This window comes from Pseudomonas sp. TAE6080, assembly GCF_018732265.1.
Lineage (GTDB): Bacteria > Pseudomonadota > Gammaproteobacteria > Pseudomonadales > Pseudomonadaceae > Aquipseudomonas > Aquipseudomonas brenneri.
On sequence record NZ_JAHIDY010000037.1, the window covers coordinates 18,288 to 42,799 of the forward strand.

Annotated in this window: 25 protein-coding genes and 1 tRNA gene; 15 read left to right on the forward strand and 11 right to left on the reverse strand. The window is 60.3% G+C overall.

What is annotated here, in order from left to right; all coding sequences use genetic code 11:
* Positions 1-17 precede the first annotated feature (17 nt).
* The 5 genes from KL786_RS23015 to KL786_RS23035 form a co-directional block, all read right to left on the reverse strand.
* A complete protein-coding gene (locus KL786_RS23015) occupies positions 18-1,055 on the reverse strand; it encodes an AbrB family transcriptional regulator (protein ID WP_215519077.1) in 1,038 nt (345 codons plus the stop codon).
* Entirely contained in the window at positions 1,048-2,562 is a 1,515-nt protein-coding gene (locus KL786_RS23020) for a tripartite tricarboxylate transporter permease (protein ID WP_215519078.1), read from the reverse strand. The genes KL786_RS23015 and KL786_RS23020 overlap by 8 nt, the downstream gene beginning before the upstream one ends.
* Position 2,563: 1 nt before the next feature.
* A complete protein-coding gene (locus KL786_RS23025; protein ID WP_032857911.1) occupies positions 2,564-3,022 on the reverse strand; it encodes a tripartite tricarboxylate transporter TctB family protein in 459 nt (152 codons plus the stop codon).
* Between the two features lie 145 nt (positions 3,023-3,167).
* Positions 3,168-4,151 (reverse strand): Bug family tripartite tricarboxylate transporter substrate binding protein, encoded by a 984-nt coding sequence (locus tag KL786_RS23030; protein WP_032857908.1) that lies wholly within the window; start codon positions 4,149-4,151, stop codon positions 3,168-3,170.
* A gap of 44 nt (positions 4,152-4,195) precedes the next feature.
* Positions 4,196-5,488, reverse strand: a complete 1,293-nt coding sequence (locus KL786_RS23035) for an OprD family porin (protein WP_215519079.1) — start codon at positions 5,486-5,488, stop codon at positions 4,196-4,198.
* Between the two features lie 246 nt (positions 5,489-5,734).
* On the opposite strand from KL786_RS23035, the gene tctD reads away from it, so the two are divergent.
* Positions 5,735-6,406: a two-component system response regulator TctD gene (tctD, locus tag KL786_RS23040; protein ID WP_029299087.1), complete on the forward strand. Its 672-nt coding sequence runs from the start codon at positions 5,735-5,737 to the stop codon at positions 6,404-6,406.
* Complete coding sequence (gene tctE, locus KL786_RS23045; RefSeq protein ID WP_065943869.1) at positions 6,399-7,784, forward strand: two-component system sensor histidine kinase TctE; 1,386 nt, start codon at positions 6,399-6,401, stop codon at positions 7,782-7,784. The genes tctD and tctE overlap by 8 nt, the downstream gene beginning before the upstream one ends.
* Before the next feature lie 16 nt (positions 7,785-7,800).
* On the opposite strand, the gene KL786_RS23050 is transcribed toward tctE, so the two are convergent.
* Both KL786_RS23050 and ygfZ read right to left on the reverse strand, forming a co-directional pair.
* Entirely contained in the window at positions 7,801-8,622 is an 822-nt protein-coding gene (locus KL786_RS23050) for an HDOD domain-containing protein (RefSeq protein ID WP_032857900.1), read from the reverse strand.
* Between the two features lie 36 nt (positions 8,623-8,658).
* On the reverse strand, positions 8,659-9,600 hold the full coding sequence (ygfZ, locus tag KL786_RS23055) for a CAF17-like 4Fe-4S cluster assembly/insertion protein YgfZ (RefSeq protein WP_215519080.1): 942 nt from the start codon (positions 9,598-9,600) through the stop codon (positions 8,659-8,661).
* Positions 9,601-9,737: 137 nt separating this feature from the next.
* Between ygfZ and KL786_RS23060 the strand changes: the two genes are divergently transcribed.
* Positions 9,738-9,992, forward strand: a complete 255-nt coding sequence (locus KL786_RS23060) for an FAD assembly factor SdhE (protein ID WP_017736358.1) — start codon at positions 9,738-9,740, stop codon at positions 9,990-9,992.
* Positions 9,976-10,428: a protein YgfX gene (locus tag KL786_RS23065; protein WP_215519081.1), complete on the forward strand. Its 453-nt coding sequence runs from the start codon at positions 9,976-9,978 to the stop codon at positions 10,426-10,428. The genes KL786_RS23060 and KL786_RS23065 overlap by 17 nt, the downstream gene beginning before the upstream one ends.
* Here KL786_RS23065 and nadB read toward each other — a convergent pair.
* The gene (gene nadB / locus KL786_RS23070; RefSeq protein ID WP_215519082.1) at positions 10,397-12,013 is read right to left on the reverse strand and encodes an L-aspartate oxidase; all 1,617 of its coding nucleotides are present in this window, start codon (positions 12,011-12,013) and stop codon (positions 10,397-10,399) included. The genes KL786_RS23065 and nadB overlap by 32 nt on opposite strands.
* Before the next feature lie 469 nt (positions 12,014-12,482).
* On the opposite strand from nadB, the gene rpoE reads away from it, so the two are divergent.
* From rpoE to KL786_RS23090, 4 genes are all read left to right on the forward strand, one after another.
* Positions 12,483-13,064 carry an RNA polymerase sigma factor RpoE/AlgU gene (gene rpoE / locus KL786_RS23075; protein ID WP_003172477.1) on the forward strand — a complete coding sequence of 194 codons (582 nt, stop codon included), beginning with the start codon at positions 12,483-12,485 and terminating at the stop codon, positions 13,062-13,064.
* Positions 13,065-13,096: 32 nt separating this feature from the next.
* Complete coding sequence (locus KL786_RS23080) at positions 13,097-13,684, forward strand: sigma-E factor negative regulatory protein (protein WP_032857888.1); 588 nt, start codon at positions 13,097-13,099, stop codon at positions 13,682-13,684.
* Positions 13,685-13,700: 16 nt separating this feature from the next.
* Complete coding sequence (locus KL786_RS23085) at positions 13,701-14,657, forward strand: MucB/RseB C-terminal domain-containing protein (RefSeq protein WP_215519083.1); 957 nt, start codon at positions 13,701-13,703, stop codon at positions 14,655-14,657.
* A gap of 252 nt (positions 14,658-14,909) precedes the next feature.
* Entirely contained in the window at positions 14,910-16,343 is a 1,434-nt protein-coding gene (locus KL786_RS23090) for a DegQ family serine endoprotease (RefSeq protein ID WP_252193830.1), read from the forward strand.
* A 73-nt stretch (positions 16,344-16,416) separates the two neighbouring features.
* Here the strand turns inward: KL786_RS23090 and KL786_RS23095 are convergent, their stop codons facing one another.
* Positions 16,417-17,850: a M48 family metalloprotease gene (locus KL786_RS23095; protein ID WP_215519084.1), complete on the reverse strand. Its 1,434-nt coding sequence runs from the start codon at positions 17,848-17,850 to the stop codon at positions 16,417-16,419.
* 95 nt (positions 17,851-17,945) lie between these two features.
* Between KL786_RS23095 and KL786_RS23100 the strand changes: the two genes are divergently transcribed.
* On the forward strand, positions 17,946-18,185 hold the full coding sequence (locus KL786_RS23100; RefSeq protein ID WP_029299077.1) for a sulfurtransferase TusA family protein: 240 nt from the start codon (positions 17,946-17,948) through the stop codon (positions 18,183-18,185).
* Positions 18,186-18,328: 143 nt separating this feature from the next.
* On the opposite strand, the gene KL786_RS23105 is transcribed toward KL786_RS23100, so the two are convergent.
* Both KL786_RS23105 and KL786_RS23110 read right to left on the reverse strand, forming a co-directional pair.
* Positions 18,329-18,802 (reverse strand): peroxiredoxin, encoded by a 474-nt coding sequence (locus KL786_RS23105; protein WP_215519085.1) that lies wholly within the window; start codon positions 18,800-18,802, stop codon positions 18,329-18,331.
* A 10-nt stretch (positions 18,803-18,812) separates the two neighbouring features.
* A complete protein-coding gene (locus tag KL786_RS23110; protein ID WP_032857877.1) occupies positions 18,813-19,373 on the reverse strand; it encodes a glycine cleavage system transcriptional repressor in 561 nt (186 codons plus the stop codon).
* 260 nt (positions 19,374-19,633) lie between these two features.
* On the opposite strand from KL786_RS23110, the gene dapA reads away from it, so the two are divergent.
* The 6 genes from dapA to KL786_RS23140 all read left to right on the forward strand — a co-directional run bounded on the left by dapA (position 19,634) and on the right by KL786_RS23140 (position 24,447).
* Complete coding sequence (gene dapA / locus KL786_RS23115) at positions 19,634-20,512, forward strand: 4-hydroxy-tetrahydrodipicolinate synthase (RefSeq protein WP_215519086.1); 879 nt, start codon at positions 19,634-19,636, stop codon at positions 20,510-20,512.
* Positions 20,513-20,529: 17 nt separating this feature from the next.
* A complete protein-coding gene (bamC, locus tag KL786_RS23120) occupies positions 20,530-21,645 on the forward strand; it encodes an NlpB/DapX family lipoprotein (RefSeq protein ID WP_032857874.1) in 1,116 nt (371 codons plus the stop codon).
* 4 nt (positions 21,646-21,649) lie between these two features.
* Positions 21,650-22,408 (forward strand): MBL fold metallo-hydrolase, encoded by a 759-nt coding sequence (locus KL786_RS23125; protein WP_215519087.1) that lies wholly within the window; start codon positions 21,650-21,652, stop codon positions 22,406-22,408.
* A gap of 28 nt (positions 22,409-22,436) precedes the next feature.
* Positions 22,437-23,150, forward strand: a complete 714-nt coding sequence (purC, locus tag KL786_RS23130) for a phosphoribosylaminoimidazolesuccinocarboxamide synthase (RefSeq protein ID WP_003211975.1) — start codon at positions 22,437-22,439, stop codon at positions 23,148-23,150.
* Between the two features lie 83 nt (positions 23,151-23,233).
* Positions 23,234-23,323: transfer RNA gene (locus KL786_RS23135), tRNA-Ser, on the forward strand.
* Between the two features lie 899 nt (positions 23,324-24,222).
* Positions 24,223-24,447, forward strand: a complete 225-nt coding sequence (locus KL786_RS23140) for a hypothetical protein (RefSeq protein WP_131188560.1) — start codon at positions 24,223-24,225, stop codon at positions 24,445-24,447.
* Positions 24,448-24,512: the final 65 nt, after the last annotated feature.

The window sequence follows — 24,512 nt, forward strand, 5'->3', positions numbered from 1 at the left end:
TAGCGTTGTGCCAGGTTTTAGACGGTATCCGGCTGGCGGTTCCAGTGGCGAAACAACGGCTCCGCCAGGAACAGCACAAACAACAACCGCATCACCTGCATCGCCGTCACCAACGGTACCGACAGTTGCAGGGTCTCCGCCGTCAAACTCATCTCGGCAATCCCTCCGGGCATCATGCCCAGCGTCAGCGAACGCAGATCCAACTGCGTCAACGCACTCAAGCCCACCGCCGCCAGGGTGGCGATCAACATGGTCAGCACTGTGCCGACCAAGGTGCGGGCCATGAAGGCTGGCGCCCGGCGGAAGAACTGCCGGTTGAAGTGGCAACCCAGGCCACTGCCGATCAGCCACTGGCCAATCTGGCTGCCGCCGTCAGGCAAACCGATGTGCAAGTCCCAGGTGATGCTGGCAATGGCACTGACCAGCAGCGGCCCGAACAGCCAGGGGTTGGGTTGACGCAGGCGCTGCCAGCCCCAGGCGACTAGCGCGCCGACGGGAAACAACAAGGCCAGCCAGGCCCAATTGACGGGTGCCGGATGAAACTGCGGTGCGCCACCGCCCAGCAAGTACTTGAAGATCGCTGGCACGCACAGCACCACCAGCAACACCCGCAGACTCTGGCCCGCCGCCACGCGGCTGAGCACCGCGCCATTGCGCGCGCCCAGGTTGACCATCTCCCCGGACCCGCCCGGCATGCTTGAGAAAAACGCGGTGGCGCGGTCTTCACCGCTGCGGCGCATCAACCACACACCGACAATGCTCGACAGGCTGGTCACCAGCGCGCCAAAGAAGATCAGGCCAAAGTGGCTCATCACCTGTTCGATCACCACCGGGGTGAAGTGCAGGCCAATGCCGATGCCCACTACCCACTGGCCGCATTTGCGCCCGCCGGGAATCTCGGCCAACTGCCAGGGCGTTAGACAGCGCACCAGGATGATCGCCAGCAACGAGCCGACCATATACGGCAAAGGCCAGCCGACGAGGCTGGCCAGGTAACCGCCGGCCAGGCCGACCAGCGGTGTTGCCCACCAATGTCTAAGGGTGACCTCAGACATCGGCTACGGCACGACGCTGCAGGGAGCGTTTGCGCCAGATGCGCAGCAATGGCACGAGCAGCATGATGGCGGTCAGTACCCAGATGCTGAAGGTGATCGGGCTGGACCACAGGATTTCCAGTGCACCATCGGAAATCGACAACGCACGACGCAGGTTCTGCTCCATCAGGCCGCCGAGGATAAAGCCCAGCAGCAGTGGCGACAGCGGGAAGTCCAACTTGCGCAGGATGTAGCCGAAGATACCGATGGCGATCATCAGGAACAGGTCGAAGGTAGTGGCGTGCACGGCGTAGACGCCAATCGCGGTGATGATCGCGATCACCGGCACCAGTGCCCAGTTCGGCACGGCAAGGATGCGGGTGAAGATGCGGATCATCGGGATGTTGAGGATCACCAGCATGATGTTGGCGATAAACAACGAAGCGATCAGGCCCCAGACGATGTCAGGTTGCTGTTGGAACAGCAGCGGGCCTGGCGTGATGTTGTACAGCGACAGGGCGCCGATCATCACCGCCGTGGTGCCCGAACCTGGAACGCCGAGGGTCAGCATCGGCACCATGGCGCCGCAGACGGAAGCGCCGATGGCGGTTTCCGGGGCGGCCAGGCCGCGCATGTCACCCTGGCCGAATTTGCCGCTGGTGCCGGCGATACGTTTCTCGGTCATGTAGGCCACGGCCGAGGCCATGGTCGCACCGGCACCTGGCAGTACGCCGATGATGAAGCCCGACACACCGCAACGCAGGTTCACGGTCAACACCGACAGGGCTTCCTTGACGTTGAACATCATGCGCCCGGTGGCTTTCACGGCTTCCTGGCCACGGTGGGTTTTTTCCAGGAGCAGGAGGATCTCGCTGATGGAGAACAGGCCCAGCACCAGGACCACGAACTGGATGCCGTCGGTCAGGTGAATATTGTCGCCGGTAAAACGGTATACACCGCTGTTGGCATCGATGCCCACGCAGGCAAGGAACAGGCCGATCAGCGCCGAGACAAAGGTTTTCAGCGGCTTGTCACCGGCCATGCCGCCCAGGCAGACAATCGCAAACACCATCAGTACGAAATACTCCGCCGGGCCGAAGGCAATTGCCCATTTGGCCAGCAGTGGGGCGAACAGCACCATGCCGCAGGTGGCGATAAACGCACCGATGAAAGAGCTCCAGGCAGACAGCGACAACGCCACGCCGGCCATGCCTTTGCGGGCCATCGGGTAGCCGTCGAGGGTGGTCATTACGGTGGAGGCTTCGCCCGGGATGTTCAGCAGGATCGAGCTGATCCGGCCGCCGTATTCGCAGCCCAGGTACACGGCTGCCAGCAGGATCAGCGCCGATTCCGGCGGCAGGCCCAGGGCAAATGCAATGGGGATCAACAGGGCCACGCCGTTGATCGGGCCCAGGCCCGGCAGCAGGCCGACCACGGTGCCGATCAGGGTGCCGCACAGCGCGGTCACCAGGTTATAGGGGCTCAGCGCGACGCCGAAACCCTGGCCCAAATAGCCAAAAGTATCCATATCAGTTCTCCAGAACGTCGAGCAGACCGAGGGGCAGTGGCACGTCCATGGTTTTATCGAACAGCAGATAAAGACCGATGCTCATCAAGGTGATGATCACCGCGCTGGGCAACCAGCGGCCGCCATACAGCCGAGCCATCGGTATACCGATCAGAATGCTGCTGAGAATGAAGCCCAGGGGTTCGAAAGTGCCGGCAAACACCAGCAGCAGGGCCACGCAGATCCCGATCTTGATCAGGGTCGGGCGGTCCAGCGCCGGCTCATCGTCGGTGTGTTTGGTCGGTTGTGGGCGAATCAGCATGTAGAGCAGTGCCAGCCCCATCAGCCCGATCAACAACAGCGGGAAGGCCCGAGGCCCTACGGGCTCGTAGGAAAAGGCCGCCTGATACGGCCAGGCCATCAGCGCCAGGCCGATACAGGCCAGCAACATCACGGCAGCGAAAATGCGTTGTAAGAGCATGGAAAACTCCAAGGCCACCTTTGTAGGAGCGAGCTTGCTCGCGAAAAGCGTCAACGAAAACGCGGCTCATCTGGTTTGACGCGGCGCTCTCACGTTCTTTGCGAGCAAGCTCGCTCCTACAGCGGCATTACATGACAGGGGGCGATTACTGGATCAGGCCGAACTCTTTGGCCAGCACTTTGTAGTCAGCCACCTGTTTTTTCACGTAGGTGTCCAGCTCCTGGCCGGTCATGGCAAACGGAAACAGCTCGCGCTGGTCACGCAGCTTGGCGAACTCTTCGGAGGCCAGCAGTTTGTCGAAGGCGGCTTTCCACCAGGCGTAGTCTTCATCGCTGACCTTTGGCCCGAGGTAGAAACCGCGCACCACTGGCCACACGATGTCGTAGCCTTGTTCCTTGGCGGTCGGAATGTCTTTCATTTCCGGCTCGTCGAGGCGATTTTCCGCGAACACGGCCAGCAGGCGCATATCGCCGCTCTGGATGTGCGGCATGGAGTCGGAGATGTCGGTACTGCCCACCTGGATGTGGCCGCCGAGCAGTGCCGTGGCGATTTCGCCGCCACCTTCGAGCGCCACATAACGCAGGTCACGCGGGTTGATCCCGGCGGCCTTGGCGATCAGCGCGGTTTGCATCCAGTCCTGGCTGCCAACTGTGCCGCCGGAACCAATCACGACCTTGCTCGGATCTTTCTTCAGTGCCTGGACCAGATCGTCGAGGGTCTTGTAGGGCGAATCGGTTTTCACCGCGATGGCGCCATAGCTGGTGCCAACCGCCGCCAGCCAGCGCACGTTGGTTTCATCGAAACGACCGAATTTGCCTTGGGCCAGGTTCAGCAGTGAGCCGCTGGACCAGGCCACCAACGTGCCGGCATCCGCCGGGCGCTGGGCCACCACTGCGTTGTAGGCCACCGCGCCCACGCCGCCCGGCATGTAGGTCACACGCATGGGCTTGGTCAAAAGTTTTTCGTTGACCAGCGCGCTTTGCGCCAGCTTGCAAGTCAGGTCAAAACCGCCGCCAGGGGAGGCGGGGGCAATGCATTCCGGGCGCTTGGGTTCGCCGGCGGCCAGCAATTGGCCGGCAAACAGCATGCAGCCGGCGGCCAGGGCAAATTTACGCAGTGATGAGGACATGGGGTACTCCGTCATTGTTGTTATTGGGGAAGTGACGCTCAGGTTTACCAAAGTGCGACGCTGTAGCTGACCAGCACGCGTACTTCGTCTGCGTCCCGGGCCGAGTAATTGGAGCGGTAGGTGGCGTTACGCAGGCGCACGGCCACGTCCTTGAGCGTACCGCTTTGCACTACGTACTTGATTTCAGTGTTGCGTTCCCACTCTTTGCCGGTGTCGCCGTTCTTGAGTTTGATGTTGTCGCCGGACAGGTAGCGGCTCATGAAACTCAGGCCGGGAATCCCCAGTTTGGCGAAGTCGTAATCGTAGCGGGCCTGCCAGGAGCGTTCTTCGGCGCCGGCAAAGTCATTGATCTGTACGAAGTTGACCAGGTACGGGTCGCTGCCATCCACATACGGGAACGCGCTGTCGCCGGACATGTGCTGGTAGCCGGCGCTCAGTTTATGGCCGTTGAGGGCGTAGCTGAAAATGCCGTTGAGGGATTTGTTATCAATGCTGCCGCCGCGCGCGCTGCCGGTGTCATCGCTGATCGCCAGGCGCAGGTCGGTGGCGAAGGTACCAGGGCCCATCGGACGGGAGGCGACCAGGCCAAGGAAGTGCTGGCGATACACATCGTCAAGTTGGGCGAAGTGGTAGCTGCCGGTGATCTTGTCGGCAAACTTGTAGTCCACGCCACCGAAGTTGAAGTGCTTACCGGTGGCCCCGCCGACGAAGCGACCATTTTTGTTGTTGAGGGCGATGTCCTCGTAGTTGCTGTCGTCGCGGTCCTTGGCCTGGTCCAGGCGACCGCCGGTGAACGTTAGGTTCTTGAATTCCTTGGAGGTCAGCAGGCCACCGTTGAACGTCTGCGGCAGGATGCGCCCGTCGTTGGCCTTGAGGATTGGCAATTCAGGGATCAGCGAACCGATTTTCAGCTCGGTGGCAGAGATTTTCACTTTGCCGGTCAGGCCCAGCTTGGAGTACTCGTCGGCGGCGCGCCCGTCATCGTGGGTCGGCAGCAGGCCACTGCCGGTGCGGTCTGGGCTGGAATCGAGCTTGACCCCGAGCATGCCCAGCGCGTCAACGCCAAAGCCGACGGTGCCGTCGGTATAACCCGATTGCAGATTGAGCATGAAGCCCTGGGCCCATTCGTCGCGCTTGGATTGCTGGGCGCTGGTGCCGTCGCGAAAGTCGCGGTTGAAGTACATGTTGCGGGTTTCCAGGGTCGCGCTACTGTCTTCAAAGAAGGCAGCCTGGCTAAGCGGCGAAAAGCCGGCAAGGGCTGCGGCACTGGCGAGGGCGGTCTGGGTCAGGCGGGAAAAACGAACAGGCGGGCAAGCGTGGGGCTGTGTCGACAGCATCGTGGTGCACTCCGTTATTGTTCTTATTTGGCGAAAACGCATCGAGGCGTTTTTCGGGCGCTATCGGTGAAATAGCTCGGAGGGTGTAACCATCCGTATCTGGATGCTAATCGGCGAACCTTTCACTAACCTTTCAGCGGCCTTTCAATGTTTTCGGGCTTCACAGCACAGGCAGCGGCTGTAAACTGCGCCGCGAGTTGGTAAACACAGGGCGGTATCGACCACCCCTTAACGAGGTACAAAACCATGCGTGTCCTGCTCGTCGAAGACCATCTGCAACTGGCCGAAAGTGTTGCCCAGGCGCTCAAGAGCACCGGGTTGACGGTCGATGTGTTGCACGATGGCGTGGCTGCGGACCTGGCCTTGAGCAGCGAGGAGTACGCCGTGGCGATCCTCGATGTGGGCTTGCCGCGCATGGATGGCTTCGAGGTGCTGGCGCGCTTGCGGGCCCGTGGGAAAAATCTTCCGGTGTTGATGCTCACTGCCCGCAGTGATGTAAAGGATCGGGTACATGGCCTGAACCTGGGCGCCGATGACTACCTGGCCAAACCCTTTGAATTGACCGAGCTGGAGGCCAGGGTCAAGGCCCTGCTGCGGCGCAGCGTGCTGGGCGGTGAGCGCCAGCAGACCTGTGGCGTGCTGGTGTATGACGTGGAAACCCGGCGCTTCACCCTTGGCGGTGAGCTGCTGACGCTGACCTCTCGCGAGCAGGCGGTGCTCGAGGCGCTGATCGCCCGGCCTGGCCGGGTCATGAGCAAGGAGCAACTGGCGTCCCAGGTGTTTGGCCTGGATGAAGAAGCCAGCCCCGATGCCATCGAAATCTATGTGCACCGCTTGCGCAAGAAACTCGATGGCCAGCCGGTCGCCATCGTTACCTTCCGCGGCCTTGGTTACCTGCTGGAAGCCCGCGATGCGTAAGCACAGCAGCCTGCGTTGGCGCCTGCTGTGGAACCTGGCGCTGCTGTTGGTGGTGCTGATGCTGGCCAGCGGCCTGAGCGCGTACTGGAATGGACGCGAGGCGGCAGACACCGCCTACGATCGCACCTTGCTGGCTTCGGCGCGGACCATCGCCGCCGGGCTGTCCCAGCGCGACGGCACCTTGAGCGCCGATGTGCCCTACGTGGCCTTGGACACATTCGCCTATGACAGTGCCGGGCGGATCTACTACCAGGTCAATGACATTCACCAGAAGCTGATTTCTGGCTACGAACACCTGCCAGGCCCGCCGCCGGGCACGCCGCGCACCGACGATTACCCGGCCCTGGCGCGTTTTTATAACGCCAAGTACCAGGGGCAGAATGTGCGGGTGGTGAGCCTGCTCAAGGCGGTGTCGGAGCCGAACATGAATGGCATGGCAGAAATCCGCGTCGCAGAGACCGACGAGGCCCGTGTCAGCATGGCCCGCAGCCTGATGGCCGACACCCTGTTGCGTCTGGGCATGCTGGCCATCGGCGCCTTGCTGCTGGTGTGGTTTGCGGTGAGCGCGGCGCTGCGTCCGCTGGAACGTTTGCGCACGGCGGTGGAAGAGCGCCAGCCGGACGATTTGCGGCCGCTGCCGCTGGTTGAAGTGCAGCACGAACTCGGGCCGTTGGTACGGGCGTTGAACCACTTTACCGAACGCCTGCGCGGGCAGTTCGAGCGCCAGGCCCAGTTTATTGCCGATGCATCCCACGAGTTGCGCACCCCGCTGGCGGCGCTCAAGGCCCGCCTGGAACTGGGCCTGCGCGCCGAAGAGCCGGCGATCTGGCGCAGCACCCTGGAAACGGCGGCGCAAGGTACGGATCGCTTGACCCACCTGGCCAATCAGTTGCTGTCCCTGGCACGTATTGAAAACGGCGCGCGGGCAATTGCCGAGGGGGGCGCGCAGCTGCTCGATCTCAGTCAATTGGCCCGTGAACTGGGCATGGCCATGGCGCCCCTGGCACATGCGCGGGGTGTGGCGCTGGCGTTGGAGGCGGATCAGCCGGTGTGGTTGCGCGGTGAGCCGACCCTGCTGAACGAGCTGTTGAGCAACCTGGTGGATAATGCCCTGGCGCACACGCCATCAGGTGGCAATGTGATCCTGCGGGTCACGGCGCCGGCGGTACTGGAAGTGGAAGATGATGGCCCGGGCATCCCGCTGGACGAGCGCGACCGGGTGTTCGAGCGCTTCTATCGGCGTAACCAGCAGGGCGCGGGTTCGGGGCTGGGGTTGGCGATTGTCGGGGAAATCTGCCGTGCGCACCTGGCTCAGATCAGTCTGCATGATGGTGAACTGAAAGGGCTCAAGGTGCGAGTAAGCTTTATTGCCGGTTAACAGCGTTGGCGCTGGGTCAGTAGAACATCGAACGTGCTTCGTCCAACTCGCTGCGCACCGCTTCATTGAGCGGGTCGATACGCAGCTTCTTGAGCGCCGGTAGGTTCGACAGCGCAGCGTTGGCCAGCGGGTGATCAGTGTTTTTGTGGCAATACAGCACGGCCACCTGTACCAGGTCGATATAGTCCAGGCTGGCCGAGTCGCGCTCCAGGTCCTGATAATGGCCGGGCACATTCACCAGCATTTCCGGAAAGTCCCAACCCCGCAGCAGCTTGTCCCCCAGCAACGGGTGAATGTTATCAATCACATGGTTGAGGCTGACCGGGTCGGATAGCAACTCGTAGTGGTCTTCGGCGTAGGTGAGGATCGGCAGCACGCCGATCTGATGCACCAGCCCGCCGAGTGCCGCCTGGTCCGGCTTGAGCTGGCTGTGGTTGCGGCACAAGGCATAACACACGCCCGCGACTTCGAGGCTGCGACGCCAGACGTCGCGCATCTTTTGTTCGACGACGTCGGAGCGGGCATGGAATATCTGTTCCATCACCAGGCCAATCGCCAGGTTGCTGCTGTAGTTGGTGCCCAGGCGGGTGATGGCGGTGTGCAGGTCGGTGACTTCCTGGGACGCCCGCAACAGTGGGCTGTTGACTACCTTGATCAGCCGCGCCGTCAGGGCGGTATCGCGGCCGATGACTTTGCTCAGGTGGCTGATGCTGATTTCTGGGTCTTCGGCGGCCTGACGAATTTTCAGGGCCACTTCCGGTAACGTGGGCAGAACCAGGTCATCGTTATCGATGGCCATCACCAACGCCTGTTGGACTTTTTCCGCCAGTTTGTTCATTCATGCTCTCTAGGGTGCTGCAAAAGGGTACGGCGATTAGCGCTGGATCTCGCGATCACGGTCCAGTTGGTAGGGCAGGTCGAGCAACTTGAGGCCTGGACCTTCCAACGCACCTAAATGCACGTCGCCACTGTCGGCTGCTTCGGCTTGCAGCACCGCCAGAAGTTCAATCCCTTCGTCGGCCTGGGCGGCAATCACCACCTCGCCGATGGCACTGTTATGGCTGGGGGCAAACAGGGGTGTGCCAGGCTCGGGCAGTTCGGTGCCCTCCAGGCTCAGGCGGTACAGGCGCCGCTTGAGTTTGCCCAGGTATTGCATGCGGGCGACGATTTCCTGGCCGGTGTAGCAGCCTTTCTTGAAGCTCACGCCACCGACCGCTTGCAGGTTGAGCATCTGCGGGATGAACAGTTCGCGGGTCTGGGCCATGACTTGGCCGATGCCGGCGCGGACCTGCCCCAGCAGCCAGGCATTGAGATCGCCTGCGGCCATTTGTGCGGCCAGTTGGCTGCGCAGGGTGTCGGCTTGTGCCGCAGGTGCCCAGAGTTCGGCGCGGCCAGGGGACACGCGAATGGCGATCAGATCATCGGTACGGGCCACGCTGTCGGTGTCGGCTGGCAGTTCCAGGCCCAGGCCGATGAGTGCCTGATCGGCGTTCACCAGGCCAAAGCGTGCCCAGGCAGCGCTTTCGTCAGTCAGCTTGGACTTGGAAAACACCGCGTACTTCTTCAGGTCTGCCAGTTGTGGCTCCAGCAGTTCGCTGGCCATGGCCAGCAGCACGCCGTCACCTTGCAGCACGATACGAAAGCTCGACTGCATGCGCCCCTTTTGGGTGCAACGCGCGCCGAGGCTGGCGTGGGTGTCGTTGAGGTAGTTGAGGTTGCAGGTCAGTTGCCCCTGGAGGAACTTGGCCGCGTCAGCGCCGCGAACGGCGAGGACGCCTTCGTGGGACAGGGGGCAGAAGAAAGCAGAGTCAGCCATGGGTCATCGCAGTTGGAAAGTCATGGGTGCATCATAGAGGGGCGCCCGGCAAATGGGTAGTTTCATCAGCCCGACCAAAGCCGACTGTTCCGAGGGGCGTGGGCCTGTATACTTGCGCCCTATTTGAGGAGCGCTCCATGGTCGAAGATGTAGAAATCAATCGCCTGTACTGGCACAGCCGTCGCGGCATGCTGGAGTTGGATGTGTTGTTGGTGCCGTTCACCAAAGAGGTGTACGCGACCCTCGATAAGGTAGACCGCGACCTCTACGTCAGGCTGCTGACCTGCGAAGACCAGGACATGTTCGGTTGGTTCATGGAACGTGCCGAGTCAGAAGACCCGGAGCTGCAACGCATGGTCCGGATGATCCTGGACCGTGTCCAGCCCAAGTAATGCCTTCGAATGCCGCTGGCAGGCCTCGGGGCTGTTGCTGGCGGCGTATCTCCTTGCCCAGTGCCTTGGGCTGCTTGCGCTGTGCTTTCTCGATGTACCTCTGCTGATTGCCGCCCTCGGTGCCGTGGCGTGCCTGGCTCATGCCGTGTGGACGCTGCCGCGCTCTATTCGCTTGACTCACCCTTCGTCGATTCGTGGCCTGCGCCGTACTGCTGACGGCTGGCAGTTGTGGAGCGTGGCACGGGGCTGGCACCGTGTGCAGTTGCGTCCCGACAGCCTGGCATTGTCGCTGATCGTAGTGCTGCGCTACCGGTTGCCGGGTGATGGGCGAGTGCGCTCGATCTGTGTGCCGCGCGATTCGCAGGTCGCCGATGTGCATCGGCACCTGCGGGTGCGCTTGAAGTTCAGTCGCCGTAGGTGGTTGGCACCAGGATAGTGTCGAGGGCCTCTGGCAGCATCTGCGGATAGTCGAGGGTGTAATGCAGGCCCCGGCTTTCCTTGCGCGCCATGGCCGAGCGGATCATCAGCTCGGCGACCTGGGCCAGGTTGCGCAACTCGATCAGGTCGCGGCTGACCTTGTAGTTACTGTAGAACTCATCGATCTCATCGAGCAGCAACCGCACCCGATGCTGTGCCCGCGCCAAGCGCTTGTTGGTGCGCACGATTCCCACGTAGTCCCACATGAAGCGCCGCAGCTCGTCCCAGTTGTGGGCGATGATCACGTCCTCGTCCGAGTCGGTGACCTGGCTGGCGTCCCAGCGGGGCAGGGCGGCCGGCACCGGGATGCGCGGCAGTTGTTCGAGGATATCGGCAGCAGCGGAGCGGGCGTAGACGAAGCATTCGAGCAGCGAGTTGCTGGCCATGCGGTTGGCGCCGTGCAGGCCGGTGAAGCTGGTTTCGCCAATCGCATACAGGCCGGGGACGTCGGTGCGGCCTTGCTGGTCGACCATCACGCCGCCACAGGTGTAGTGCGCCGCCGGGACCACCGGGATCGGCCCCTTGGTGATATCGATATTGAAGGCCAGGCAGCGTTCGTAGACCGTCGGGAAGTGGGTCTTGATGAAGTCGGCGGGCTTGTGGCTGATGTCCAGGTAGACGCAATCGATGCCCAGGCGCTTCATCTCGTGGTCGATGGCGCGGGCCACGATATCCCGTGGTGCCAGTTCGGCACGCGGGTCAAAGCGCTGCATGAAGCGCTCGCCGTTGGGTAGCTTCAGGTGGGCGCCTTCGCCCCGCAGGGCTTCGGTGATCAGGAAACTCTTGGCCTGGGGGTGATACAGGCAGGTGGGGTGAAACTGGTTGAACTCCAGGTTCGCCACCCGGCAGCCGGAGCGCCAGGCCATGGCGATGCCATCCCCGCAGGCGCCATCGGGGTTGCTGGTATAGAGGTAGACCTTGGCGGCGCCACCTGACGCGAGGATGGTGAAACGCGCGCCGTAGGTATCGACTTCACCACTGGCGCGGTTGAGGACGTAGGCCCCCAGGCAGCGCTCGCCGGCCAGGCCCAGGCGTTTTTCGGTGATCAGGTCGACGGCGACCCGTTGCTCCAGCAGTTCGATATTCGGTCGCAGCCGAGCCTGGGCGAGCAGGGTCTTGAAGATCGCGGCGCCGGTCGCATCGGCGGCATGAATGATGCGTCGGTGGCTGTGGCCGCCTTCGCGGGTCAGGTGGAACTCGAAGCCACCGTCATCACTGCCGGCATGCTCGTCGCGGGTAAACGGCACACCCTGGTCGATCAGCCACTGGATGGCTTCGCGGCTGTGCTCGACGGTGAAACGCACCGCGTCTTCATTGCACAGGCCGCCGCCGGCGTTGAGGGTGTCTTCAACGTGGGATTGCACCGTGTCGGTGTCATCCAGCACGGCAGCAACTCCGCCCTGGGCCCAGAACGTCGAACCGTTGGCCAGGTCGCCCTTGCTCAATACAGCTACGCGCAGATGGCTCGGCAGGGTCAGTGCAAGGCTCAAGCCTGCGGCGCCGCTACCAATCACCAGGACATCGTGTTGAAACTGTTGGCTCATTTATGGGATTCCGCAAAAAGCGATCCGAAGGGGTGGCGCAAACAGGACGCCTGGATCGGCGAATCAAAGGGTCACACGGCCCACTAGTATATAGAGGGGGCTATCGGCACAATAGCCGGGCATTCGTGGCATTGTGAGACTACGGTGAACGAACTGCACGGCTTTGATGAGGCGGTCCGGTAGGGAGATGGGAACTTTTGTATCCCTCCCGACTCCATTACAGGATGCCCGAAAGCTGGGAAAACGTTGGTTTTACTGATTGGCCTGGAGCATGGGAGCGTCAGAAAACCGGCGACAAGATTATTCGCGCAGCCGGCTATGCCCGCGCTGCGTTTTTCGTGTGTGCCAAAACAGAGCCCACCGGAAACTTGCTTGAAGGGGGAGAACTTTTGCGAAAAGTCCTAGTCTATGTTTGCAAGCCTGATCGTTTAGTTATGCAAGCCTCCTTCAAGTACAACGAGGAGTGTTCATGCTAACCCAGGAAGAGGATCAGCAGCTTGTTGAGCGCGTTCAACGCGGCGACAAGCGCGCATTTGATCTGCTAGTGCTGAAATACCAGCACAAAATTCTCGGGTTGATCGTGCGGTTTGTGCACGACACCCATGAAGCGCAGGACGTTGCACAGGAAGCCTTTATCAAGGCTTACCGTGCACTCGGTAATTTTCGCGGTGACAGTGCGTTCTACACGTGGCTGTACCGCATCGCCATCAACACGGCGAAGAACTATCTGGTGTCTCGCGGACGCCGCCCGCCAGATAGTGATGTGAGTTCGGAAGATGCAGAATTTTACGATGGTGATCACGGCCTCAAGGATTTGGAGTCGCCGGAGCGTGCATTGCTGCGCGACGAGATTGAAGGCACCGTCCATCGCACTATTCAGCAACTGCCAGAAGATTTGCGTACGGCGTTAACTTTACGTGAATTCGATGGTCTGAGTTACGAGGACATTGCGAGCGTCATGCAATGTCCGGTGGGGACCGTACGCTCCCGGATTTTCCGGGCTCGGGAAGCCATCGATAAAGCCCTGCAACCGTTGTTGCAGGAAAACTAAAGACAGCGGCGACAGCCAAGAGAGGAACCGCCATGAGTCGTGATGCCCTGCAGGAATCGCTGTCCGCAGTGATGGATAACGAAGCGGATGAATTGGAACTTCGTCGAGTGCTCAATGCATTTGATGACGCCGAAACCCGTGATACCTGGTCTCGTTACCAAGTCGCTCGGGCGGTGATGCACAAGGATCTACTAATCCCTCGTCTGGATATTGCTGCGGCCGTTTCTGCTGCGCTGGCCGATGAAGCCGTTCCGGCAAAAGTTGCGCGTGGTCCTTGGCGTAGCCTGGGTCGCCTGGCAGTCGCTGCCTCGGTAACTGTGGCCGTACTGGCCGGTGTGCGCCTGTACAACCAGGACGAGATCGCCGGTGCCGAACTGGCCCAGCAAACCCAGCAGCCGGTCATGGCCGGTCCGCAGGTCAAGGGTCCAGCCGTACTGGCCGGCTACAAGGAAAGCGCTGAAACACCTGGCCCGATGGCCAATGGCGTGCTTCAAGGGCAATCCGGCTGGCAGGACCAGCGTCTGCCAGGTTACCTGCGTCAGCACGCTCAGGAATCGGCAGTAAAAGGCACTGAAAGCGCATTGCCTTACGCTCGCGCTGCAAACCTGGAAAACCGCTAGACCGCTAAGGGGCCTTATGCGTGCCATACCGCTCCTTGCGCTTTTGCTCAGTGGCTGGTTTGCAGCTCCTGCCCAAGCCGATGAAGGCCAGGATTGGCTGAAACGCCTTGGGCGGGCAGGGCAGCAAAACTATCAGGGCACGTTCATCTACGAGCGTAACGGTAGTTTTTCTACCCATGAGATCTGGCATCGCGTCCAGAATGGCCAGGTTCATGAGCGCTTGTTGCAGCTCGATGGATCGGCTCAGGAACTTGTCCGTATCGATGGGCGCATCCAATGCGTTACCGGCAGCTTGGTGGCCGGCGTCGATAACTCCCCGGGCGCTCCCGCCCACGTATTCGATCCACAAAAGCTCAATACTTTTTACGAGATTGCCGTCAGCGGAAAATCGCTTGTGGCCGGGCGTAAAGCGGTGATCGTATCGTTGACCCCGCGTGACCAGTACCGCTATGGGTTTGAGCTGCACCTGGACCGTGAAACCGCACTGCCTCTCAAGTCGCTGTTGATTAACGACAAGGGGCAATTGCTGGAGCGGTTCCAGTTCACCCAACTTGAGACAACACTCCCTGATGAGCGTGACCTGCAGCCTGGCAGCGACTGCAAGCCATTGACGCCGTCCAGCGTCAAGGCTTCAGCGGTGACGGGCCAGGCCCAGGCTTGGCATCCGCAATGGTTGCCGCCAGGGTTCGAGTTGACCCGCAGTGACGCGCGCAAGGATCCCAAGACCCAGGTAGTTGTAAACAGTCTGATGTATGAGGACGGGCTTGCGCGATTTTCACTGTTCCTTGAGCCGGTAACAGGCGAGGTCGCAGCCGAAAGCCGGGTTCAGCTTGGGCCTACGGTTGCAGTGTCCCGCCGCATGAGTACACCTCAAGGCGATATTGTCGCGACGGTTGTCGGTGAAATCCCGATGGGTACCGCTGAACGGATCGCCCTCTCTGTTCGCAGTGGTTCGGCGCCCGAAAAGCCGTGAACCGTTAATCCTGTGCTCATCCAGATCGTTCACAGTGCGGCAGGAGACAGGCGATGGCTGCCTTGTTCTTCTGCCGACAACATGAAATGTCTGGAGAGTATTTTCACTTGCAAAATCTCCTTATGTTTTTTATAGGTCAGAACTCCTCGGCTCTGGCCTTGCGTTGTTCACGCAATATTGACGTCGGTAGTAGTAGTCTTCGGCGTTTATTGAACCCTGTCGCCCAACCCTGCTCGTCGTAACGGGAGCTGTATGTCGATACCACGTTTGAAATCTTACCTATCCATAGTCGCCACGGTGCTGGTGCTGGGTCAGGCCGTTTCCGCTCAAGCGGCGGAGTTGCCTGACTTCACCCAGCTGGTGGAGCAGGCCTCGCCTGCCGTGGTGAACATCAGTACCACCCAGAAGCTGCCGGATCGTAAAGTCTCGAACCAGCAGATGCCCGACCTTGAAGGCTTGCCGCCAATGCTGCGCGAATTCTTCGAGCGCGGCATGCCCCAGCCGCGTTCGCCACGCGGCGGCGGCGGTGGTCAGCGTGAGGCCCAATCCCTGGGCTCGGGTTTTATCATTTCGCCAGACGGCTACATCCTGACCAACAATCACGTGATTGCCGACGCTGACGAAATCCTCGTGCGCCTGGCTGACCGCAGTGAACTCAAGGCCAAGCTGGTCGGCACCGATCCGCGTTCGGACGTTGCCTTGCTGAAGATCGAAGGCAAAGACCTGCCGGTGTTGAAGCTGGGCAAATCCCAGGACCTCAAGGCCGGGCAATGGGTGGTGGCCATCGGTTCGCCGTTTGGCTTTGACCATACGGTGACCCAAGGCATCGTCAGCGCTATCGGCCGCAGCCTGCCGAACGAGAACTATGTACCGTTCATCCAGACCGACGTGCCGATCAACCCGGGTAACTCCGGTGGCCCGCTGTTCAACCTGGCGGGCGAAGTGGTGGGGATCAACTCGCAGATCTACACCCGTTCCGGTGGATTCATGGGCGTCTCCTTCGCTATCCCGATTGATGTGGCCCTGGACGTTTCCAACCAACTCAAGGACGGTGGCAAGGTCAGCCGTGGCTGGTTGGGCGTGGTGATCCAGGAAGTGAACAAAGACCTGGCTGAGTCCTTTGGCCTGGACAAGCCGGCCGGGGCCCTGGTCGCGCAGATTCAGGATGATGGCCCGGCTGCCAAAGGCGGCTTGAAGGTTGGTGATGTGATTCTGAGCATGAATGGCCAGCCGATTGTCATGTCCGCTGACCTGCCGCATCTGGTGGGCGCACTCAAGGCGGGTGGCAAGGCCAAGCTTGAAGTGATCCGTGAAGGCAAGCGCCAGAACGTTGAACTGACCGTCGGAGCGATTCCGGAAGAAGGCCAGGAGCTCGCTCTGGGTGGTAAATCCGGCGCCGAGCGTAGCAGCAACCGCCTGGGTATCGCCGTGGTCGAGTTGACCGATGAGCAGAAGAAAAGCTTCGACCTCAAGAGCGGTGTGGTGATCAAGGAAGTCCAGGACGGCCCAGCCGCCCTGATCGGCCTGCAACCCGGCGACGTGATTACCCACTTGAACAACCAGGCCATCAATTCCACCAAGGAATTCACCGACATCGCCAAGGCGCTGCCGAAGAATCGCTCGGTGTCGATGCGGGTCCTGCGTCAAGGGCGTGCCAGCTTCATCACCTTCAAGCTGGCTGAGTAATCCGCTAGCGGTTGGTCAATAAAAAGCCCCGCTTTCGAGAGTCGAGAGCGGGGCTTTTTTGTGGGCGCCGACTTTAGCTCATCATGCCTTTGACGATGCGTTCCTGTTCGATCAACTCACGCTGGCGCGCATCGATGCGTGACGACAGTGGGAAGTTGCTGCCGGCTCGGCGCTTGGCAAAGTCCAGTTGCTGGATTGCCTGCTGGAAGTCGCCAACCAGCGCGAAGTACTCGGCGCGGGCTTGATGCAAACCGATGATATTGCCTGACAGGCCACGGGTCTCGGCGACCTGATACCACACATCCGGATCGTCGGAGCGTGACTTGAGCAGACCTTCCAGGGCTTTTTCCGCGTCTGCGGTGCGGTTCTGCTTGAGTAGCAGATCCACGCGCACCTGGTTCAACGGGTAGTTGCTGGGGTACTGGGCCAGCATGCGGTCGGTGCGTTGCTGTGCGTCGGGCATGCGATTGTTGGTGATATCCAACTCGATCTGCGCCAGGTTGTAGGTGATGTCGTTTGGTGCCTTGGCCAGCAGCGGCTTGAGGGTTTCCCGCGCTTCATTGAGCTGGGTGCCCTTGATCTGGGCGATGGCCAGGCCGTAGCGCGCCACATCGCTTTTCGGGTTCTCATCCAGTTGGGCGCGGAAGCGCTTGGCGGCCAGTCCGGGTGTGTCTTCGTAATACAGCTGTACCAGGGCGCGTATCAGTTGATAGCGCAGGCTGTCTTCCGTACCGCCGACCTTGGCCTGTTCGGCGCGGTTGCGGGTGTCGGCAATCCGCGATTCGGTGACCGGGTGCGTCAGCAGGAATTCTGGTGGCTTGGCATCGAAGCGGTACTGACGCATCAAGCGCTCGAACATGGTCGGCATCGAGCGCGGGTCGTAGCCGGCCTTGACCATGTTGAGGATGCCGATGCGGTCGGCCTCTTGCTCGTTCTGCCGGGAGAAGCGCCGCTGCTCCTGGATGGCGGCGGCCTGGCTGCCGGCAATTGCGGCAATCCCGGCATCCCCGGCGCCGGCGGCCGCCGCGATAATCCCGCCGAGCAGCGCGGCCATCATCGGAATCTGCATCCGTTGCTGGGCCTCCACGCCACGGGCGAAGTGGCGTTGCGACAGGTGCGCCAATTCGTGGGCCATGACCGAGGCGTATTCGCCTTCGGTCTGGGCATTGAGGAACAGGCCGCCGTTGACCCCGACAATCCCGCCTGGCGCGGCAAACGCGTTGAGTTGCGGGCTGTTGATCAGGATGAACTCCAGGCGCCGGTCGTTGACCTGGCTGGTCTCCACCAGCTTGTAGACGCTGGTCTCGACGTAATCCTTGAGTTGCGGGTCATTGAGAACCGAGACCTGGCCGCGCAGGAACGCCAGCCAGGCCCGGCCCAGTTGGTGTTCCTGTTGTGGCGAGACAATGGCAGAACTGGCGTCGCCAAGTGACGGCAGATCGTCGGCGAAGCCTGGAGAGGCAAGCAGGCAAGCTAGCGTCAGCAGGGTAGGGCGCAAAAAAGTCATGCACAAAGCCTTTCGACAAAGACCTTACTGTAGCCGGACACTGAGCCTGGGACCAGATATTCTAAGCACCCTCTGAAGCCGCCTGGAGCAAAACCATGACCGATGCTGTAAACCACGACGCCGAGCTTGATGCCAGCGGCCTCAACTGCCCGTTGCCACTGCTCAAGGCCAAGATGGAGCTCAATCGACTGGCCAGCGGTGCGGTGCTCAAGGTGATCGCCACGGATGCGGGTTCCCAGCGCGACTTCCGCACGTTTGCCAAGTTGGCGGGGCATGCGCTGTTGCACGAAGAGGCCGATAACGGCGTGTATCGTTACTGGTTGCGCAAGGCCTGAGCAGGCTTGGAGGAGGGTGCTGTTTGCTTTGATTGTGGGGGTTGCCAAGGGGCCCATCGCGGGCAAGCCCGGCTCCCACATTGACCGGGTTGTCTTGCCGAGCACCGATCCAATGTGGGAGCTGGCTTGCCTGCGATAGCTATTTAGGCCTTGTCCAGGGCCTGCGCTGCCGCTAAAACAGCATCAACATGCCCCGGCACCTTCACGCCGCGCCATTCCTGGCGCAGCACGCCATGCTTGTCGATCAGGAAGGTGCTGCGATCCACCCCCAGGTATTCCTTGCCGTACAGTTTTTTCAGCTTGATCACATCAAACAGCTGGCAAACTGCCTCATCCTTGTCGCTGATCAGCTCGAAGGGGAAGGCCTGCTTGGCCTTGAAGTTCTCATGGGACTTCACGCCGTCCCGAGAAACACCAAACACCTCGGTGTTGGCCGCCTGGAAGGCTGCGTACTGGTCACGAAAACCCTGGCCTTCAGTGGTGCAGCCTGGCGTGCTGTCTTTGGGGTAGAAGTAGATCACCACTTGCTTGCCCTTGAGTCCCGCGAGGCTGAATGTCTGCCCGCTGGTCGCCTGGGCTTCGAAGTCGGCGATCGGTGTGTCGATGGCTACAGCCATGAAAACTTCCTTACATTGGGTTCTGTGGGCGCCACGGTTCAATCAGTGCGTCCAGGTTCAGCGCATCGGCGAAATCCAGGAACTGGTCACGCAACCAACTGATCTGCACACCGGCCGGCAACGTCACGGTAAAGGTGGCATTGAGCATGGTGCCGCCGGTCTGTGGCGCCTGGTAGGTATCGCAGGTCAGGTTTTCCAGCTCGACGTTATGGTCGATAAAGAACTGGCACAGTTCATTGACGATGTCCGAGCGGTAGGCCGAACTGACATAGGCCACGTACGGCAGCGCCTGGGGACGGTTCTCCAGGGCCGCACTGCGCACCACATTGACGGTGAAGTCGTGCTTCTTGGCCAGGGTCGGCAAACCGGCTTCCAGGCGCGCCAGGGCGTCCCAGCTGCCGGAAATCTGCAGGACCAGCGCACTGCACTCGCCATGGCGAGTCAGGCGTGAGGTCACGACGGCGCAGCGATTCTCATGGCTGGCGCGGCACAGGACGTTAGTCAGCTCCATGGGGTTGGCGCCAAGGGCACTGATAACAAGGAATTGTTCGCGGACTGTGGGGGTGGACATGCAGCATTCCTAAAGCGATGAGCGGTCGATACGAACGTGCGGTACCGATCAAAGGATCAAGGGTAGCGAAAAGCGCCGCCAAGGGCTAGGACGTGGCGTTTTCATTGCATATTCAGTGGCCGTTGGCCGTGCTTTGGCCCAATGATGGCATTGTCGGCAACTAAGTTGATCCAGAACGCATCCTCAGAGGGTACTTCGCTTGTGCAAGCATCTTGGCGCCAGTACCATTACGGCTCTCTTTTTCCGGCAGGAGCGGTTGCATGATTGCGGGCAGTATGGTGGCACTGGTCACACCCATGGATGCACAAGGTAATCTCGACTGGGACAGCCTGGGCAAACTGGTGGACTTTCACCTGCAAGAAGGCACCAACGCCATTGTGGCCGTCGGCACCACGGGTGAATCGGCCACGCTTGATGTGGAAGAACACATCGAGGTGATCGAGTTTGTGGTCAAGCGCGTTGCAGGGCGTATCGCGGTCATTGCCGGTACGGGCGCCAACTCGACGCGCGAAGCGATCGAGCTGACCAAGAACGCCAAGAAAGCCGGTGCCGATGCCTGCCTGCTGGTGACGCCGTACTACAACAAGCCGACCCAGGAAGGCTTGTACCTGCACTTCAAGACCATCGCCGAAGCCGTCGACATCCCGCAGATCCTCTACAACGTGCCAGGTCGCACGGCGTGCGACATGCAGGCCGCGACTGTGATCCGCCTGTCAACCGTGCCGAACATCATCGGTATCAAGGAAGCCACGGGCGACCTGCAGCGCGCCAAGGACATCCTGGCCGGCGTGAGCAGCGACTTCCTGCTGTACTCCGGCGACGACGCCACGGCGGTGGAGCTGATCCTGCTGGGTGGCAAGGGCAATATCTCGGTGACCGCCAATGTGGCCCCGCGTGCCATGAGCGAGCTGTGCGCCGCCGCCATCGCCGGTGACGCCGTGACCGCTCGCGCGATTCACGAGAAGCTGATGCCGCTCAACAAGACCCTGTTTATCGAATCCAACCCTATTCCCGTGAAATGGGCGCTGCATGAAATGGGCCTGATGCCGGACGGTATCCGTCTGCCGCTCACCCAGCTCAGCCCAGCCTGTCACGAACCGCTGCGACAGGCCCTGCGCCAGTCCGGCGTCCTGGTTTAATTGAGGAAGCATTACGCATGAAGCGATTGGCCGGACTTTCCGCACTTGCCTTGATTATCTCCAGCACCAGTGGCTGCGGTTGGATCTGGGGCCCGGAAGGCTACTTCCGTGACCGCGGCAGCGATTACCTGGAAGCACAACAAACCGCACCGATGCAGTTGCCGCCGGACGTCAACGTCGCCAAGCGCCTTGACCCGCTGCTGCCGATCCCGCGCAACGTGGCTGACGACACCGTCAAGGGCGAGTACGAAGTGCCGCGTCCACAGCCGATTTCGGCCCTGGCCGATGCCAGCGACTACAGCCTGCAGAAAAGCGGCGATTCGCGCTGGATCATGGCCCAGCGCCCACCAGCCGAAGTCTGGCCGGTGGCGGTGCAGTTCTTCCAGGACAATGGCTTCCGTATCGACGAGCAACGTCCGCAGACCGGTGAGTTCACCACTGCGTGGCAGCAGCCGAACGAATTGTCGGCCAACATGGCCAAGCGCCTGCAGTCCGGTGGTGTCGCCGCCGGTAGCGAAAGCCGCATCCGTGTGCGCATCGAGCCAGGCGTGCAGCGCAATACCAGTGAAGTCTACGTGGTCAGCGCCGAGCGTCCTGCCGGCAGCACCGCCAACGTTGAGTTCACCAATCGCTCGGTCAACAGCGGTGTTGATGCTGCGCTGGTCGACGAGATGCTTGCCAGCATGAGCCGCATCTCCGAGAAGGGCGGTTCCGTTTCCCTGCTCGCCGCCCGTGACTACGACACCCCTAGCCGTGTCAGCCTCACCGAAGACGGCAGCGGCAACGTTGTGCTCAACCTGGGTGAAGACCTGGACCGTGCCTGGGCCAGCGTCGGCCGCGCCCTGGAGCAAGGGCCATGGCGTGTCGAAGACATCAACCGCAGCCTGGGCCTGTACTACATCAACGTGGCTGAAAAGGCCGAGAAGAAAGACGACGAGCGTGGTTTCTTCAGCAAGTTGTTCGGCAGCGAGCCGACCAAGGAAGAGATCGAGACCCGCGCCGAGCGTTATCAAGTGCGCTTGAGCAAGGTCGGCGACAACGTGCAAGTCACCGTCGAGAAAAACATCAACACCGTGGCGCCAGCAGAAACGGCGCGCAAAGTGTTGGGCGTGATTCAGGACAACCTGGGCTGACCCGATGCGTTTTGCTGTTCTCGGCAGCGGTAGCCAAGGGAACGGCACGCTTGTAGCCCACGACGATACGTACGTCCTGGTGGATTGTGGTTTCTCCCTGCGGGAAACCGAGCGACGCCTGCTGCGCCTGGGGGTTCACCCCGCGCAGTTGAGCGCGATTCTAGTGACCCACGAACATGCCGACCACGTGCATGGCGTGGGTTTGCTGTCTCGGCGCTACAATCTTCCGGTGTACCTGAGTCGCGGTACCTTGCGCGGGATGCGCAAACCCATTGAACCCGCAGGTTTCCTGGCCGGTGGCGAGCAACTGCAGATCGTAGCCTTGAGCATCGACGTGATTGCCGTGGCGCATGATGCCCACGAGCCCACGCAATATGTATTCAGTGATGGCGAGCGCCGCTTTGGCCTGCTTACCGACCTGGGTTCCTACTGCGCCAAGGTGCTCGAAGGCTATCGTGACCTCGATGCGTTGATGATCGAGTCCAACCATTGCCGTGACCTGCTGGCGCGCGGTCACTACCCGTACTTTCTCAAGCAGCGGGTCGGCGGCGAACTGGGACATTTGAACAACCACCAGGCGGCGTACCTGGTGTATGAGTTGGGCTGGCAAGACCTGCAACACCTGGTCCTGGCCCACCTGAGCAGCAAGAACAACCTGCCGCAGCTTGCCCGGCAATGTTTTGTCGACACCCTCGGGTGCGACCCGGACTGGCTGCAACTGGCCGATCAAGATTCAGGGCTCGACTGGCGACATATCGCCTAGCCCATCTACTTACCAAGCGGAGCCCATCATGGAAAAACGTGAAGAACTCTACCGCGGCAAAGCCAAGTCGGTGTACAAGACCGACGACGCCAACCGCTTGATCCTGCTGTTTCGCAACGACACCTCGGCGTTCGACGGCAAGCGCATCGAACAACTCGACCGCAAGGGCATGGTGAACAACAAGTTCAACGCCTTCATCATGCAGAAACTCGAAGCGGCCGGCATCCCGACCCAATTCGACAAACTGCTGGGCGACAACGAATGCCTGGTGAAAAAACTCGACATGATCCCGGTCGAGTGCGTCGTGCGTAACTACGCCGCCGGCAGCCTGGTCAAGCGCCTGGGCGTGGAAGAGGGCCTCAAGCTCAACCCTTACACGTTCGAACTGTTCCTCAAGGACGACGCCAAGGGCGACCCGTTCATCAACGAATCCCACGTCGTGGCATTCGGCTGGGGCACCGCTGAGCAACTGGCACGCATGAAAGAACTGTCGCTCAAGGTCAACGACGTCCTGAGCAAACTGTTCGACGACGCCGGCTTGCTGCTGGTGGACTTCAAACTGGAATTCGGCGTATTCCACGACGGCTCCATCGTCCTGGGCGACGAATTCAGCCCGGACGGCTGCCGCCTGTGGGACAAAGACACCCGCAAGAAGATGGACAAAGACCGCTTCCGCCAGGGCCTCGGTGACGTTATCGAAGCCTACGAAGAAGTCGCCAACCGTCTCGGCGTACCGCTGTAATCGACGCAAGCATCTGATAGCACGGAAAAAAATTGCTTCGGCGCTTTGCTTCCACGAAACAGGCTGTTATGATGCGCGCCGTTGGAGAGATGCCAGAGTGGCCGAATGGGACGGATTCGAAATCCGTTGTACCTTCACCGGTACCTAGGGTTCGAATCCCTATCTCTCCGCCATTATTAAAAAGTCCTTATAAATCAACGATTTAAAAGGATCAAGAAATGACGATTTGTAGCAGGGTTTTGTAGCAAAAACCTAACCTGCAGATCGTCATTTTTTTCGTCTGTCGTTTGAGCCTACCTTGCTCGTTCTGAGCGTTTTTGCCTCCGCTGCTACCTTTGCCTATCGCTGACGTTCTGGGGGCTCTATGAGGCTCTGAGCTGCTTCCTTGCTTGGTTCTGGATCAGGGTCGCCAAAGGTGCGGGGGCAAAAAGATCTCTGCGGAGGTGTAGTGGCAATATAGTTGCTTATCGCCACCAATGTGGATATCTTCGAAGCACATACACACACATATATATACATACATGCGGAGCTTGAAATGGCAGGTAAAAAATGCCCTAACTGTGAAGAGCAGACCTTTTTTGAAACCTCAACTGGTCGGGAATGTACAAAGTGTCACCACACAATGACATTACCTGCAAACGGTGGCAAAGGTGGTCGGGGTCGTAAATGCTCAAACTGCAGTGAGCTGAAAGTCTTTAATAATGCGTGTCGTGGGTGTGGTGCAAAATACGCCTGATAGCGGGGCTGATCTGTTTTCCTGCTTCACGTTGATCGAGGTCGCCAAGCGGGTGGAGGCTTCGCATCCTCCTGATTGGCGGCCTGTGCTTTGAGTTTACATCCGGGGTAGGCAAGTGATATTTTTTTGCCATCACTGACCGCATGCAGAAGGAAACTGTTATGGCTCGATATGATGATGACGAGGAAGATCAATGCTACATGTGTGAAGGCAAGGGGGTAGCTTCGTGTCCACTGGAATATGGTGGGCGTCACCCTGATAGCTGTCCTTCCTGTGGGGGTTCCCAGAAGCTAGCTCCGTGCCCCTCCTGTGACGGCACTGGGAAGGACTAAAATTATGAGCAACGGATCAAAGCCAACTTTTAATTCTGCCTTGAATAAAATGATGGGTGATGCTTGGGTAGAAGTAAAAGGCGACTTTTCCCATGGCAGCACGCTGGATAAAACCGCCTCGACAGCAAAATTGCTTGGAAAGGGGGCTTTATTTTTGGGGGTTAAATTTGTCCAAAAGCTGCCTGAAACAATTGAGAAAATGAAAGAGAACCAAGCTAAGAAAGGCTAACGCTCTGGTAGTCTTGATTTGTGCTTAAGCCACTTTGGTGGCTTTTTATTTTTTGCAGAAGTAAT

Bases quoted from the DNA above. Each gene is read 5' to 3' on its own strand.
- KL786_RS23085 (WP_215519083.1), top strand. From the start codon at position 13,701: ATGCGTGCCATACCGCTCCTTGCGCTTTTGCTCAGTGGCTGGTTTGCA.
- KL786_RS23090 (WP_252193830.1), top strand. From the start codon at position 14,910: ATGTCGATACCACGTTTGAAATCTTACCTATCCATAGTCGCCACGGTG.
- KL786_RS23100 (WP_029299077.1), top strand. From the start codon at position 17,946: ATGACCGATGCTGTAAACCACGACGCCGAGCTTGATGCCAGCGGCCTC.
- KL786_RS23095 (WP_215519084.1), bottom strand. From the start codon at position 17,850: ATGACTTTTTTGCGCCCTACCCTGCTGACGCTAGCTTGCCTGCTTGCC.
- tctE (WP_065943869.1), top strand. From the start codon at position 6,399: ATGCGTAAGCACAGCAGCCTGCGTTGGCGCCTGCTGTGGAACCTGGCG.
- tctD (WP_029299087.1), top strand. From the start codon at position 5,735: ATGCGTGTCCTGCTCGTCGAAGACCATCTGCAACTGGCCGAAAGTGTT.
- KL786_RS23080 (WP_032857888.1), top strand. From the start codon at position 13,097: ATGAGTCGTGATGCCCTGCAGGAATCGCTGTCCGCAGTGATGGATAAC.
- dapA (WP_215519086.1), top strand. From the start codon at position 19,634: ATGATTGCGGGCAGTATGGTGGCACTGGTCACACCCATGGATGCACAA.
- purC (WP_003211975.1), top strand. From the start codon at position 22,437: ATGGAAAAACGTGAAGAACTCTACCGCGGCAAAGCCAAGTCGGTGTAC.
- KL786_RS23105 (WP_215519085.1), bottom strand. From the start codon at position 18,802: ATGGCTGTAGCCATCGACACACCGATCGCCGACTTCGAAGCCCAGGCG.
- KL786_RS23025 (WP_032857911.1), bottom strand. From the start codon at position 3,022: ATGCTCTTACAACGCATTTTCGCTGCCGTGATGTTGCTGGCCTGTATC.
- KL786_RS23035 (WP_215519079.1), bottom strand. From the start codon at position 5,488: ATGCTGTCGACACAGCCCCACGCTTGCCCGCCTGTTCGTTTTTCCCGC.
- KL786_RS23110 (WP_032857877.1), bottom strand. From the start codon at position 19,373: ATGTCCACCCCCACAGTCCGCGAACAATTCCTTGTTATCAGTGCCCTT.
- KL786_RS23125 (WP_215519087.1), top strand. From the start codon at position 21,650: ATGCGTTTTGCTGTTCTCGGCAGCGGTAGCCAAGGGAACGGCACGCTT.
- KL786_RS23060 (WP_017736358.1), top strand. From the start codon at position 9,738: ATGGTCGAAGATGTAGAAATCAATCGCCTGTACTGGCACAGCCGTCGC.
- ygfZ (WP_215519080.1), bottom strand. From the start codon at position 9,600: ATGGCTGACTCTGCTTTCTTCTGCCCCCTGTCCCACGAAGGCGTCCTC.
- KL786_RS23015 (WP_215519077.1), bottom strand. From the start codon at position 1,055: ATGTCTGAGGTCACCCTTAGACATTGGTGGGCAACACCGCTGGTCGGC.
- KL786_RS23030 (WP_032857908.1), bottom strand. From the start codon at position 4,151: ATGTCCTCATCACTGCGTAAATTTGCCCTGGCCGCCGGCTGCATGCTG.
- KL786_RS23020 (WP_215519078.1), bottom strand. From the start codon at position 2,562: ATGGATACTTTTGGCTATTTGGGCCAGGGTTTCGGCGTCGCGCTGAGC.
- bamC (WP_032857874.1), top strand. From the start codon at position 20,530: ATGAAGCGATTGGCCGGACTTTCCGCACTTGCCTTGATTATCTCCAGC.
- KL786_RS23050 (WP_032857900.1), bottom strand. From the start codon at position 8,622: ATGAACAAACTGGCGGAAAAAGTCCAACAGGCGTTGGTGATGGCCATC.
- nadB (WP_215519082.1), bottom strand. From the start codon at position 12,013: ATGAGCCAACAGTTTCAACACGATGTCCTGGTGATTGGTAGCGGCGCC.
- KL786_RS23140 (WP_131188560.1), top strand. From the start codon at position 24,223: ATGAGCAACGGATCAAAGCCAACTTTTAATTCTGCCTTGAATAAAATG.
- rpoE (WP_003172477.1), top strand. From the start codon at position 12,483: ATGCTAACCCAGGAAGAGGATCAGCAGCTTGTTGAGCGCGTTCAACGC.